General features: G+C 54.3%; 8 protein-coding genes, 2 tRNA genes and 2 rRNA genes. 9 read left to right on the forward strand and 3 right to left on the reverse strand.

Annotation, left to right across the window (positions count from 1 at the left end; translation table 11 throughout):
• Positions 1-65 precede the first annotated feature (65 nt).
• The 6 genes from CU081_RS05030 to birA all read left to right on the forward strand — a co-directional run bounded on the left by CU081_RS05030 (position 66) and on the right by birA (position 5,823).
• Positions 66-142 (forward strand) — tRNA-Ile (locus tag CU081_RS05030).
• A 105-nt stretch (positions 143-247) separates the two neighbouring features.
• Positions 248-323 (forward strand) — tRNA-Ala (locus CU081_RS05035).
• A 171-nt stretch (positions 324-494) separates the two neighbouring features.
• Positions 495-3,397: ribosomal RNA gene (locus CU081_RS05040) — 23S ribosomal RNA — on the forward strand.
• A 188-nt stretch (positions 3,398-3,585) separates the two neighbouring features.
• Positions 3,586-3,701, forward strand: a 5S ribosomal RNA gene (rrf, locus tag CU081_RS05045).
• A 134-nt stretch (positions 3,702-3,835) separates the two neighbouring features.
• Entirely contained in the window at positions 3,836-4,864 is a 1,029-nt protein-coding gene (gene murB / locus CU081_RS05050) for a UDP-N-acetylmuramate dehydrogenase (protein ID WP_022652019.1), read from the forward strand.
• Positions 4,861-5,823, forward strand: a complete 963-nt coding sequence (gene birA / locus CU081_RS05055; protein WP_003861169.1) for a bifunctional biotin--[acetyl-CoA-carboxylase] ligase/biotin operon repressor BirA — start codon at positions 4,861-4,863, stop codon at positions 5,821-5,823. The genes murB and birA overlap by 4 nt, the downstream gene beginning before the upstream one ends.
• 35 nt (positions 5,824-5,858) lie before the next feature.
• On the opposite strand, the gene bcsG is transcribed toward birA, so the two are convergent.
• The 3 genes from bcsG to bcsE are packed head-to-tail and all read right to left on the reverse strand — an operon-like array spanning position 5,859 to position 9,284.
• Entirely contained in the window at positions 5,859-7,538 is a 1,680-nt protein-coding gene (gene bcsG / locus CU081_RS05060; protein WP_022652018.1) for a cellulose biosynthesis protein BcsG, read from the reverse strand.
• On the reverse strand, positions 7,531-7,725 hold the full coding sequence (bcsF, locus tag CU081_RS05065; protein WP_003861172.1) for a cellulose biosynthesis protein BcsF: 195 nt from the start codon (positions 7,723-7,725) through the stop codon (positions 7,531-7,533). Before bcsF ends, bcsG begins: the two co-directional genes overlap by 8 nt.
• Positions 7,722-9,284, reverse strand: coding sequence for a cellulose biosynthesis c-di-GMP-binding protein BcsE (bcsE, locus tag CU081_RS05070; protein WP_022652017.1), 1,563 nt, complete (start codon positions 9,282-9,284; stop codon positions 7,722-7,724). The genes bcsF and bcsE overlap by 4 nt, the downstream gene beginning before the upstream one ends.
• Before the next feature lie 174 nt (positions 9,285-9,458).
• Here bcsE and bcsR point away from each other — a divergent pair, with 174 nt between their 5' ends.
• The 3 genes from bcsR to bcsA are packed head-to-tail and all read left to right on the forward strand — an operon-like array spanning position 9,459 to position 13,023.
• On the forward strand, positions 9,459-9,647 hold the full coding sequence (bcsR, locus tag CU081_RS05075; RefSeq protein ID WP_003861175.1) for a cellulose biosynthesis protein BcsR: 189 nt from the start codon (positions 9,459-9,461) through the stop codon (positions 9,645-9,647).
• An 11-nt stretch (positions 9,648-9,658) separates the two neighbouring features.
• The gene (gene bcsQ / locus CU081_RS05080; RefSeq protein WP_003861177.1) at positions 9,659-10,411 is read left to right on the forward strand and encodes a cellulose biosynthesis protein BcsQ; all 753 of its coding nucleotides are present in this window, start codon (positions 9,659-9,661) and stop codon (positions 10,409-10,411) included.
• Positions 10,408-13,023, forward strand: a complete 2,616-nt coding sequence (gene bcsA, locus CU081_RS05085; protein ID WP_058647306.1) for a UDP-forming cellulose synthase catalytic subunit — start codon at positions 10,408-10,410, stop codon at positions 13,021-13,023. The genes bcsQ and bcsA overlap by 4 nt, the downstream gene beginning before the upstream one ends.
• The last annotated feature ends 2 nt before the right edge of the window (positions 13,024-13,025 follow it).

Consider the following 13,025-nt stretch of genomic DNA (forward strand, 5'->3'; position numbering starts at 1 on the left):
AAGAACCTGCCTTTGCAGTGCTCACACAGATTGTCTGATGAAAAACAGCAGTAAAAAACCTCTACAGGCTTGTAGCTCAGGTGGTTAGAGCGCACCCCTGATAAGGGTGAGGTCGGTGGTTCAAGTCCACTCAGGCCTACCAAATTTTTGCTGATGCTGCGTTGCGGCGACACTCACATACCTGAGTATGCTTCGTGTCACCACGCCTTGCTTCAACAAAAATTACCGGTACAGAGGTGACTACGATGGGGCTATAGCTCAGCTGGGAGAGCGCCTGCCTTGCACGCAGGAGGTCTGCGGTTCGATCCCGCATAGCTCCACCATCTTTTACTGCGAACACAAGAAAACTTCAGAGTGAACCTGAAAAGGTGCACTGCGAAGTTTTGCTCTTTAAAAATCTGGATCAAGCTGAAAATTGAAACGACACACAGCTCATGTGTGTTCGAGTCTCTCAAATTTTCGCAACCATGAAGTGAAACATCTTCGGGTTGTGAGGTTAAGCGACTAAGCGTACACGGTGGATGCCCTGGCAGTCAGAGGCGATGAAGGACGTGCTAATCTGCGAAAAGCGCCGGCGAGGTGATATGAACCCTTGACCCGGCGATGTCCGAATGGGGAAACCCAGTGTGTTCCGACACACTATCGTTAACTGAATACATAGGTTAACGAGGCGAACCGGGGGAACTGAAACATCTAAGTACCCCGAGGAAAAGAAATCAACCGAGATTCCCCCAGTAGCGGCGAGCGAACGGGGAGCAGCCCGGAGTCTGAATCAGCTTGTGTGTTAGTGGAACGGTCTGGAAAGTCCGACGGTACAGGGTGATAGTCCCGTACACGAAAATGCACTTGCTGTGAACTCGAAGAGTAGGGCGGGACACGTGGTATCCTGTCTGAATATGGGGGGACCATCCTCCAAGGCTAAATACTCCTGACTGACCGATAGTGAACCAGTACCGTGAGGGAAAGGCGAAAAGAACCCCGGCGAGGGGAGTGAAAAAGAACCTGAAACCGTGTACGTACAAGCAGTGGGAGCACCTTCGGGTGTGACTGCGTACCTTTTGTATAATGGGTCAGCGACTTATATTCTGTAGCAAGGTTAACCGTATAGGGGAGCCGAAGGGAAACCGAGTCTTAACTGGGCGTTAAGTTGCAGGGTATAGACCCGAAACCCGGTGATCTAGCCATGGGCAGGTTGAAGGTTGGGTAACACTAACTGGAGGACCGAACCGACTAATGTTGAAAAATTAGCGGATGACCTGTGGCTGGGGGTGAAAGGCCAATCAAACCGGGAGATAGCTGGTTCTCCCCGAAAGCTATTTAGGTAGCGCCTCGTGAACTCATCTTCGGGGGTAGAGCACTGTTTCGGCTAGGGGGCCATCCCGGCTTACCAACCCGATGCAAACTACGAATACCGAAGAATGTTATCACGGGAGACACACGGCGGGTGCTAACGTCCGTCGTGAAGAGGGAAACAACCCAGACCGCCAGCTAAGGTCCCAAAGTCATGGTTAAGTGGGAAACGATGTGGGAAGGCACAGACAGCCAGGATGTTGGCTTAGAAGCAGCCATCATTTAAAGAAAGCGTAATAGCTCACTGGTCGAGTCGGCCTGCGCGGAAGATGTAACGGGGCTAAACCATGCACCGAAGCTGCGGCAGCGACACTATGTGTTGTTGGGTAGGGGAGCGTTCTGTAAGCCGTTGAAGGTGTGCTGTGAGGCATGCTGGAGGTATCAGAAGTGCGAATGCTGACATAAGTAACGATAAAGCGGGTGAAAAGCCCGCTCGCCGGAAGACCAAGGGTTCCTGTCCAACGTTAATCGGGGCAGGGTGAGTCGACCCCTAAGGCGAGGCCGAAAGGCGTAGTCGATGGGAAACAGGTTAATATTCCTGTACTTGGTGTTACTGCGAAGGGGGGACGGAGAAGGCTATGTCAGCCGGGCGACGGTTGTCCCGGTTTAAGCATGTAGGCGGAGGTTCCAGGTAAATCCGGTACCTTTTAACGCTGAGGTGTGATGACGAGGCACTACGGTGCTGAAGTGATAAATGCCCTGCTTCCAGGAAAAGCCTCTAAGCATCAGGTAACACGAAATCGTACCCCAAACCGACACAGGTGGTCAGGTAGAGAATACCAAGGCGCTTGAGAGAACTCGGGTGAAGGAACTAGGCAAAATGGTGCCGTAACTTCGGGAGAAGGCACGCTGATATGTAGGTGAAGCCCCTGCGGGCGGAGCTGAAATCAGTCGAAGATACCAGCTGGCTGCAACTGTTTATTAAAAACACAGCACTGTGCAAACACGAAAGTGGACGTATACGGTGTGACGCCTGCCCGGTGCCGGAAGGTTAATTGATGGGGTTAGCGGCAACGCGAAGCTCTTGATCGAAGCCCCGGTAAACGGCGGCCGTAACTATAACGGTCCTAAGGTAGCGAAATTCCTTGTCGGGTAAGTTCCGACCTGCACGAATGGCGTAATGATGGCCAGGCTGTCTCCACCCGAGACTCAGTGAAATTGAACTCGCTGTGAAGATGCAGTGTACCCGCGGCAAGACGGAAAGACCCCGTGAACCTTTACTATAGCTTGACACTGAACACTGGTCCTTGATGTGTAGGATAGGTGGGAGGCTTTGAAGCGTGGACGCCAGTCTGCGTGGAGCCATCCTTGAAATACCACCCTTTAATGGCTGGTGTTCTAACGTAGACCCGTGATCCGGGTTGCGGACAGTGTCTGGTGGGTAGTTTGACTGGGGCGGTCTCCTCCCAAAGAGTAACGGAGGAGCACGAAGGTTGGCTAATCCTGGTCGGACATCAGGAGGTTAGTGCAATGGCATAAGCCAGCTTGACTGCGAGCGTGACGGCGCGAGCAGGTGCGAAAGCAGGTCATAGTGATCCGGTGGTTCTGAATGGAAGGGCCATCGCTCAACGGATAAAAGGTACTCCGGGGATAACAGGCTGATACCGCCCAAGAGTTCATATCGACGGCGGTGTTTGGCACCTCGATGTCGGCTCATCACATCCTGGGGCTGAAGTAGGTCCCAAGGGTATGGCTGTTCGCCATTTAAAGTGGTACGCGAGCTGGGTTTAGAACGTCGTGAGACAGTTCGGTCCCTATCTGCCGTGGGCGCTGGAGAATTGAGGGGGGCTGCTCCTAGTACGAGAGGACCGGAGTGGACGCATCACTGGTGTTCGGGTTGTCATGCCAATGGCACTGCCCGGTAGCTAAATGCGGAAGAGATAAGTGCTGAAAGCATCTAAGCACGAAACTTGCCCCGAGATGAGTTCTCCCTGAGACTTTAAGTCTCCTGAAGGAACGTTGAAGACGACGACGTTGATAGGTCGGGTGTGTAAGCGCAGCGATGCGTTGAGCTAACCGATACTAATGAACCGTGAGGCTTAACCTTACAACGCCGAAGATGTTTTGGCGAAGAGACGAAATTTTCAGCTTAGATTCAGAGTCCGAAGGATTTTGCGCTGAGACAAGGCGGCAAACGAAGGAAAGGAAGGAGCATACTGAGGTATGTGACTGACTTTACGAGAGCAGCCAACGCAGTATCAGTGCGAAAGACACAGGACAGAGCACAAGAATTTGCCTGGCGGCTTTAGCGCGGTGGTCCCACCTGACTCCATGCCGAACTCAGAAGTGAAACGCCGTAGCGCCGATGGTAGTGTGGGGTCTCCCCATGTGAGAGTAGGGAACTGCCAGGCATCAAACAAGTGAAGAGGCCATCCGCAAGGATGGCCTTTTTGCGTTTCTACACCTGCTTCCTTTCCATAAACAAATCACCTATCCCCCCATATATACGGTAAACTATCCCGGTTTTTGCATCAGGATAGCGTCTATGAATCACTCCCTTAAGCCCTGGAATACCTTTGGTATTCAACGGAATGCTAATCAAATTGTACGTGCCGAAAGTGCTCAGCAGTTGCTGAATGCATGGCAAAACGCAACAGGAAACGGTGAACCCGTACTTATTCTGGGCGAAGGAAGTAATGTCCTGTTTCTCGATGATTTTGCGGGGACGGTAATCGTCAATCGCATCATGGGGATTGAGTGTAAAGAGAGCGCTGAAAGCTGGCATTTACACGTGGGTGCTGGCGAGAACTGGCACCATCTGGTGCAATATACCCTTGAAAAAGGGATGCCCGGACTGGAAAACCTGGCCCTGATCCCGGGCTGTGCAGGATCATCTCCTATTCAAAACATCGGTGCCTACGGCATCGAACTGAAACACGTCTGCGAATATGTCGATTGCATCGAACTCGCGACCGGAACGGCGAAGCGCCTGACCGCAGAGCAGTGCCGCTTTGGTTATCGCGACAGCATTTTCAAGCACGATTATCAGGATCGTTTCGTCATTGTGGCCGTTGGTCTGCGCCTGGCGAAAGCCTGGAAACCCGTTCTGACTTACGGCGATCTGACCCGTCTTGACCCGGCTACCGTCACACCGCGTGAGGTATTTGATTCCGTATGCCACATGCGCATGACCAAGCTCCCGGACCCGAAAGTCAACGGAAATGCGGGCAGTTTCTTCAAAAACCCGGTGATCAGCAGCGAAAATGCAAAAGCATTTCTCGCTGGCTGGCCAACGGCCCCGCATTATCCTCAGGCGGATGGCAGCGTGAAGCTGGCCGCAGGCTGGCTTATCGATCAGTGTGAATTAAAAGGTACTACTCTTGGTGGCGCTGCTGTTCATCGTCAGCAGGCGCTGGTACTGATCAACCAGTCCAACGCGACAAGTGAGGATGTCGTCAACCTGGCGCACCATGTTCGTCAGCGCGTGGGCGAAAAATTCAACGTCTGGCTGGAGCCTGAAGTTCGCTTTATTGGCCGAACGGGCGAAGTGAATGCCGTGGAGACCATTGCGTGAAGGACAATACTATTCCGTTAACTCTCATCGGTATCCTTGCTGATGGCGAGTTTCATTCTGGCGAGCAGCTGGGCGAACAGCTGGGCATGAGCCGCGCTGCCATCAATAAACATATTCAAACGCTCCGCGACTGGGGCGTGGATGTGTTTACGGTGCCGGGAAAAGGCTACAGCCTGCCGGAACCGATCCAGTTACTGAATGAAGAGATCATCCGCAGCCAGATTGGGCACGGTAACGTCGCGGTATTGCCGGTCATTGATTCGACGAACCAGTATCTGCTGGATCGCCTGAGCGAGCTGAAATCCGGTGATGCCTGCGTTGCCGAGTACCAACAGGCAGGACGTGGCCGCCGGGGGCGTAAGTGGTTCTCACCATTTGGCGCCAACCTCTACCTGTCCATGTACTGGCGGCTTGAACAGGGGCCAGCTGCGGCCATCGGGCTGAGCCTGGTCATCGGCATTGTGATGGCAGAGGTGCTGCACGATCTGGGTGCCGATCAGGTGCGGGTAAAATGGCCCAACGATCTGTATCTCAACGATCGGAAGCTGGCGGGGATCCTGGTCGAACTGACGGGAAAAACAGGCGATGCCGCACAGATCGTTATTGGAGCGGGGCTGAACATGGTGATGCGAAACGTGCAGAACGATGTCGTGAACCAGGCCTGGACCAACCTACAGGAAGCGGGGATCACCATCGATCGCAATACGCTTGCCGTCCGCATGATCAATGAGTTGCGTAGTTCGCTGACGCTCTTTGAACAGGAGGGGTTAGCGCCATTCCTGTCCCGCTGGGAAAAGCTGGATAACTTTATTAACCGACCGGTGAAGCTGCTGATTGGGGATAAAGAGATTTACGGCACATCACGCGGCATTGACGCGCAGGGTGCGTTGCTTCTTGAACAGGATGGTGTGATTAAGCCCTGGGTGGGCGGTGAAATTTCGTTACGAAGTGCAGAGTAACCCTCTCCCCACAGGGGAGAGGGTGTAGCAGCTCATCACTGCGGATACGGCACCCAATCCCCGGCATTCAGTCGGACATAAGGCTTATTCTGATACTGGATCACCACCGCATTGGCGTTTTCCGATACCTCCGCCGTCTGCGGCAGCCCGCTGGTGAGCTGATCCCAGTTCACGCTATCTTCCACAAACAGCTTACCGTCTACTGCGCGAGCGACCAGTTCCGAGATAGCCAGATAGCTGCTTGGCTGGGTGATCTCAACTGGCGCTCCCTGATGCGGCGCCTTCATGCCAAAGAACTTAATCCCGGCCGGAACGTTAGTGATGGACGGGCTTGGGATATCGCGCAGACCAGACACCTGCATCCTGTCGCCTTTCAACGCTCCCCCATGTTCCGGTACTACCACCACCATCACTTTGCGGCCTGATTTTTCCAGCTCGTTGAAGAACGCGTTCAGCTCGTCAAAGAACTTCTGCGCACGGGCCTTATAATCGGCCGTTTTACTCACGCCGGGATAATGGTTCCCGTCGTGCAGCGGCAGCGTGTTATAGAACGTCGCACTACGTGTCCCTTCCTCTTTGCCGACGGTATCTAACCAGCGCTGAAGCACGGCGGTATCGTCATACACCGGCGAGCCATCAAAGCCCAGCAACGTTACCGGCAGCCCTTTCTGGTCCATCAGCGGGGCCTGCATGCCACCCTGTTCACGTACTTCTTTCAGGAAGTTACCGAACTGACCGTTATGACCCATCATCAGGTGCTGGGTAAAGCCCAGTTTTGCCAGGTTATCAAACAGATAACATTGGTTAGCTGCCGGCTGGTAGAGGTTCTTATGCGAAGGCTGTCCGCAGCTGGCGCGCAGCAGGCGGATAGCCGCCGGGCCGCTGTACGACGTGGCCGAGTTGAAGTCCTTGAACTGAATATCGAAATGCGACCACAGTGGGTGCGACATCAAACCAGCCGCGTCAACGTCAGCCCAGGACAGAGAACAGATGTTAATGACCAGCAGTTCAAACGGCTGAGCATCGGCAGGCAGCGCGTCCGGGAATTTCGTCTGACGCTTATCTTCCGCAGCGTAAAAACTGGAGAGCCACGCGTTCAGGTTCGTGGATGTCGGCGGTGCAGTCTGCGCTGGAATATCCCCAACCACAGGCGTATCCCCTGCTGTCGCGACGGTCGCGGCGGCGGAACCGCCCGTGGTGGTCACGGTTGTCGTCGGCTGACCGGCTGGCCACAGCGAGAAGCTCGGGCCCGTCAGCGTCAGGACGTTAAGCCAGATCATAATCGCGACGACAAACAACGTCACCCGGATCCACTGAGACAGGAACAGCCAGGCGACCAGCAGGACAAATACCGCGCCAATCATCTGCCAGTTAATAAAGCGCTCAACCAGATCGAGCATATAGTCCGCACTGAAACCTGCGACCTGGGAGCCCTGGCTCATGATGCTTTCAGGGCCGGGCAGCCAGGTATCATGCCAGAACAGGGCGAAACCGATGGGAATAGCGACCCAGTGACGTATACGGTGCAGCCTGAGGTTCGGGATTGGCATCAGCAGGAATGCCATAAACACCAGGTTAAGCAGAGGGTGGAAATTAAGATAGCCTGCCCACAGCAGACCAAACTTCACCAGAAAGTAGAAATTCCAGCCGGACAGGCCGCGCCAGTATTGCCAGAGTGGCGATGGCGCCGAAGAGGTATAGGTAGAATTAGTCATGTTTTCGGTTTGCCTTGACGTTCGGAGCGCGACTCAGTGTTCCGGCGGGTTTAATATAGCGAGGTTTGACGAACAGTAATCTGACCGTATCGCGAATACGGCGCAGGGAATGGCGTGCATAGTAGCCAAGCGGCAAAAAAATCAGCGCGCACAGAACAACCAGTTGGATGATATCGCTGATATTCATAATGGCGCGCTCTCCTTGTTCTCATCCAGTAAGCGTAGCGGCTCAGGTACCCGACGCCAGACATGCCCGTCATGTTTCGCGTTCAGAACCGGTTTGGCACCGCTTGTCACAGGCAACGGTTTCGCCCACTTTTCAGGAGCCAGGGCACGCATCTGGACAAGCTCAGCGCTGATCAAATTATCTTCAAACCAGACCATGCGGTTCGAGAAGATATCCCCGGTAGGAAGCGGGAAGATATGGTTAAGCGCCGTATCCAGATCGTTCACCCGGCAGAAGGAGAGGAACAGCACCAGGCGGTTATCGCCAATGGTCATGATATCCCCGATACGGTTAGGGCGGCACAGAGTAAGCGCCTGCTCAACGCGAATACCCGGCACGGGGCGCAGGGCAACCATCACCCCTTTTCCGTCTGCCGGTAACAGCGTATTGCTCATCATGTTGCCCACCGCATCGCAGAAGGTGTCCCATTTCTGGTAGCCGCGCAGTTTCATCGGCTGCGTCATTGAAAGCAGGGTGCTGATATCTTCCGGAACATGTCGATTAAACTGCTGGCCCTGGATGCTTTCGATCAGCGTCAGACAGCGCGACAGGGGAGCATTCCACGGGATGACCATATTCGCGCCGCAGCCCAGTAATAAGCGCTCATCGGTGGCGCGCAGGCTGGTATTATTTTCACGCACCACAATTTTTAACGCGCTGCCGCGCTGGCGACGTAATGTGTGAATGTGCCTTGCCAGCGTTTCGATTTGGTTATTCTGGATCAACGAGAAAATAATGGTCGCCGCCTGCGTGGTGCGCGCCTCATCAAATAAGGCTTCATTGGTATCGAACAGTGACCAGTGCTCAGACAGTGCAGGCGCACCTTCCAGTACCGCAATATGACTCAGAACGCGTTTTTCATCACTGCGTGGCTGAACTACCGTCTCTTCCTGTTGAGCAAGATGCCACTCATCCCCGACATGTTTGAGGGTAAGTTGTTGTCGGGAGCTCACCCCTTTTTCATTGCACCAGAAAGCCACGTCGTAAAGATGGCTGTCGGTCTGGACACGAATACTGGCCAGGCCATAGAGAGAACGGTATTCACTCATTAAAAGTGAAAAAAGCTTGTCATTATTACTGCCTGGGTTAACAACCAATAAGGTGCAATTTTGATTTTTTGCCCATCTGTTGATTCTTTCCAGCCATTTCAGCAGTTTTTCAGAGGGGATATTTTGCAGGCCGTTATTAGAGCATTTTAGAATCAGTAAATAGTGTTCAGGAACAATAGAACACTGAATATCGCGGGGTAAAAAGTATAGACTGTCAGCCTCCGCAGGCATGGAAAATAATCGTACTGTCTGGGGTCCACGGTCACTGTCGAGCCTGATGATTGACTTCGGCTCTTCGCCCATCGTAATTATGGCCACGCGGGAATCCTTCCCCTGCGCCGCTATCGTCTGGTTTACCAGACTGATGGCATCTTCATTACGATCCGTATTAACCCACCAGACTCCTCCGACTGGCATGTGGCGCAATTCGTCCCATAATGACTGGATGCCAATAGAAAATATGGAGTCCACGGTGTCCCTCTTTTCGTCGAATTTCTATGTCTCTCAGTTTACTAGCGAAAGCGTAGAAATAAACCTAACATTGAAATTAAAGAACATCAGATTTAGCATGTAAATGAAATTTAGTGGGCAGGACGCCTCGCTGCATCTGAATCTTATGATTTTACTCAAAGGGATGAAAAAAGAATGCAAAATAACGAACCCGCAACCCCAGTCGACTCAAGTCTGGGTTACACATTCCAGAACGATTTTTTGGCACTCACGCAGGCTTTTTCTTTGCCTGAAATAGATTACACCGATATTTCCCAGCGGGAACAGTTGGCGGCGGCTATTAAACGTTGGCCGTTATTAGCTGAGTTTGCCCAACAACAATAAGGAAGCCATTGATGGCTGTACTAGGATTACAGGGCGTCCGTGGTGGGGTGGGTACAACTTCCGTTACCGCGGCGCTGGCGTGGTCATTGCAGGTATTAGGTGAATCGGTACTGGTCATTGATGCCTGTTCCGATAATTTGCTGCGCATGTCATTCAATGTCGACTTTACGCATGCAAACGGCTGGGGACGTGCGCTTCTGGACGATAAAGACTGGCGGGATGCGGGTTTGCGTTATACCTCCCAGCTCGATTTGCTTCCCTTTGGTCAATTGACCGAAACCGAGCGCGGGAATGAAGCCGCGTACCAGCGCCTGTTCTCTCGCTTCATCACCGCATTGCAGAGCCTGAAAGAGAGCGGGCACTACCAGTGGATCCTGCTGGACCTGCCGCACGGTGCCGCGTCGTTGACCCGCCAGCTGCTGGCGCAGTGCGACCATGTGCTCTCCATCGCGAACGTAGATGCGAATTGTCATATCCGTCTGCATCAGCAGCCGATGCCTGCCAATGCCCATATTCTGATCAACGATCTGCGCATTGGCAGCCAGATCCAGGACGATCTCTACCAGGTCTGGCTCCAGAGTCAGCGCCGCCTGTTGCCGATGGTGATCCATCGTGACGAAGCGATGGCGGAGTGCCTCGCGTCCAAACAACCCCTCGGGGAGTACCGTAGCGATTCACTGGCGGCGGAAGAGATCCTGACGCTGGCCAACTGGTGTCTGCTGCACTTTGCTAAACGGCCGGAGCCTGCCGGGAGTTCAGTATGAGCCGCCTGACTAACTGGCTGCTCATTCCGCCGGTCAGTTCGCGCTTAAGTGAACGCTACCGCCATTACCGTCATCACGGCGCCTCGTCGCTGAGCGCAGCGCTGGGCTGTTTGTGGATGATTCTGGCGTGGATGTTCATCCCCCTCGAGCATCCCCGCTGGCAACGCATTCGCGCGCGCCACGGTGAACTCTATCCGCATATCAACCCTGACAAGCCGCGTCCGCTGGATCCCGCGCGCTACGCTATTCAGTCCATCTGGCTACTGACGACCTCAACGGGCGCGGAGAAAAAAACGTCCCGCTGGCGCAGCTTCGATCGTGTGCAGAACCTGCGTGAACACTACCACCAGTGGCTTGACCGGCTACCCGACCGGGTGGGCGACAAAACGGGTCATTTAGATAACCAAAAAGAGCTCGGGCACCTACACCCGGGCTTGCGGCGTTTTATTCTCGGCGTGGTTGTGGTGTTCTCGCTGATTCTTGCGCTGGTCTGTATTACCCAGCCTTTCAACCCGCTGGCGCAGTTCACCTTCCTGATCCTGCTGTGGGGCGTGGCGCTGCTGGTGCGGCGCATACCAGGGCGTTTTTCTGCCCTGATGCTGATTGTGCTATCGCTGACCGTTTCCTGCCGCTACATCTGGTGGCGATATACCTCAACGCTGAACTGGGACGATCCGGTCAGCCTGGTGTGCGGCTTAGTGCTGCTGTTTGCTGAGACTTACGCCTGGATCGTGCTGGTGCTGGGTTACTTCCAGGTTATCTGGCCGCTGAATCGACAGCCGGTGCCGCTGCCAAAAGACACGACCCAGTGGCCTACGGTGGACCTCTTCGTGCCGACCTACAACGAAGACCTGTCGGTGGTAAAAAACACCATTTACGCCGCGCTGGGTATCGACTGGCCGAAGGATAAAATCAAAATCTGGATCCTCGATGACGGTGGCCGCGCCGAGTTCCGCCAGTTCGCGGACGAAGTGGGGGTAGAGTACATCGCCCGTACCACGCATGAACACGCGAAAGCCGGTAACATCAACAATGCGCTGAAATATGCCAAAGGGGAATTCGTCTCTATTTTCGACTGCGACCACGTGCCAACGCGCTCGTTCCTGCAAATGACCATGGGCTGGTTCCTGAAGGAGAAAGAGCTTGCGATGATGCAGACGCCGCACCACTTCTTCTCACCGGACCCGTTTGAACGTAACCTCGGTCGTTTTCGTAAAACCCCGAACGAGGGCACGCTGTTCTATGGCCTGGTGCAGGACGGGAACGACATGTGGGACGCCACGTTCTTCTGCGGCTCCTGTGCGGTGATCCGCCGGAAACCGCTGGATGAAATTGGCGGGATCGCCGTCGAGACGGTCACGGAAGATGCGCACACCTCGCTGCGTCTGCACCGTCTTGGCTATACCTCGGCCTACATGCGTATTCCTCAGGCGGCGGGGTTGGCCACGGAATCCCTGTCGGCGCACATCGGCCAGCGTATTCGCTGGGCCCGCGGCATGGTGCAAATTTTCAGGCTCGATAACCCGCTGATGGGTAAAGGGCTGAAGCTGGCGCAACGGCTGTGCTACGTCAACGCCATGTTCCACTTCCTGTCGGGTATTCCACGGCTTATCTTTCTCACAGCGCCGCTGGCGTTCCTGCTCCTTCACGCTTACATCATCTATGCGCCTGCGCTGATGATTGCCCTGTTCGTTCTGCCGCACATGATCCACGCCAGCCTGACGAACTCGAAGATTCAGGGGAAATATCGGCACTCCTTCTGGAGTGAAATTTACGAAACGGTGCTGGCCTGGTACATCGCGCCGCCAACCATGGTGGCGCTGATTAACCCGCATAAAGGGAAATTCAACGTCACCGCGAAGGGCGGGCTGGTGGAAGAGGAGTATGTCGACTGGGTGATCTCCCGGCCCTATATCTTCCTGGTGCTGCTGAATATTGTGGGCGTGATTGTTGGGATCTGGCGCTACTTCTACGGCCCGGAAAACGAAATTCTGACGGTCTTCGTGAGTATGGCGTGGGTGTTTTATAACCTGATTATCCTCGGTGGCGCGGTGGCGGTATCGGTGGAGAGCAAGCAGGTTCGCCGCGCGCATCGCGTCGAAATCAGCATGCCAGCGGCCATTGCCCGCGACGATGGACATCTCTTCTCCTGTACCGTACATGACTTTTCGGATGGCGGTCTGGGTATCAAGATCAACGGTCAGGCGAAGGTGCTGGAGGGGCAGAAGGTCAACCTACTGCTTAAGCGCGGCCAGCAGGAGTATGTCTTCCCGACGCAGGTGGTGCGTGTGAGAGGAAATGAAGTGGGTCTGCAACTGATGCCGCTGACCAAAAAACAACACATTTATTTTGTGCAGTGTACGTTTGCCCGCGCGGATACGTGGGCTCTCTGGCAGGACAGCTTCCCTGAGGATAAGCCTCTGGAAAGCCTGCTGGATATTCTTAAGCTGGGGTTCCGTGGCTATCGTCACCTTGCAGAATTTGCCCCGTCGTCGGTGAAATTAATTTTCCGGTCACTTACTTCACTGGTTTCCTGGGTCGTGTCGTTCATTCCGCGTCGACCTGAGCGAGATGAAGCGAAGCAGGCGGACCCGGTTATGGCTCAACAATGATG

Origin of the sequence: Enterobacter sp. CRENT-193, assembly GCF_002787395.1 — a bacterium.
Taxonomy (GTDB): Bacteria; Pseudomonadota; Gammaproteobacteria; order Enterobacterales; family Enterobacteriaceae; genus Enterobacter; species Enterobacter hormaechei_C.

Bases quoted from the DNA above. Each gene is read 5' to 3' on its own strand.
- murB (WP_022652019.1), top strand. From the start codon at position 3,836: ATGAATCACTCCCTTAAGCCCTGGAATACCTTTGGTATTCAACGGAAT.
- bcsG (WP_022652018.1), bottom strand. From the start codon at position 7,538: ATGACTAATTCTACCTATACCTCTTCGGCGCCATCGCCACTCTGGCAA.
- bcsA (WP_058647306.1), top strand. From the start codon at position 10,408: ATGAGCCGCCTGACTAACTGGCTGCTCATTCCGCCGGTCAGTTCGCGC.
- bcsQ (WP_003861177.1), top strand. From the start codon at position 9,659: ATGGCTGTACTAGGATTACAGGGCGTCCGTGGTGGGGTGGGTACAACT.
- bcsF (WP_003861172.1), bottom strand. From the start codon at position 7,725: ATGAATATCAGCGATATCATCCAACTGGTTGTTCTGTGCGCGCTGATT.
- bcsR (WP_003861175.1), top strand. From the start codon at position 9,459: ATGCAAAATAACGAACCCGCAACCCCAGTCGACTCAAGTCTGGGTTAC.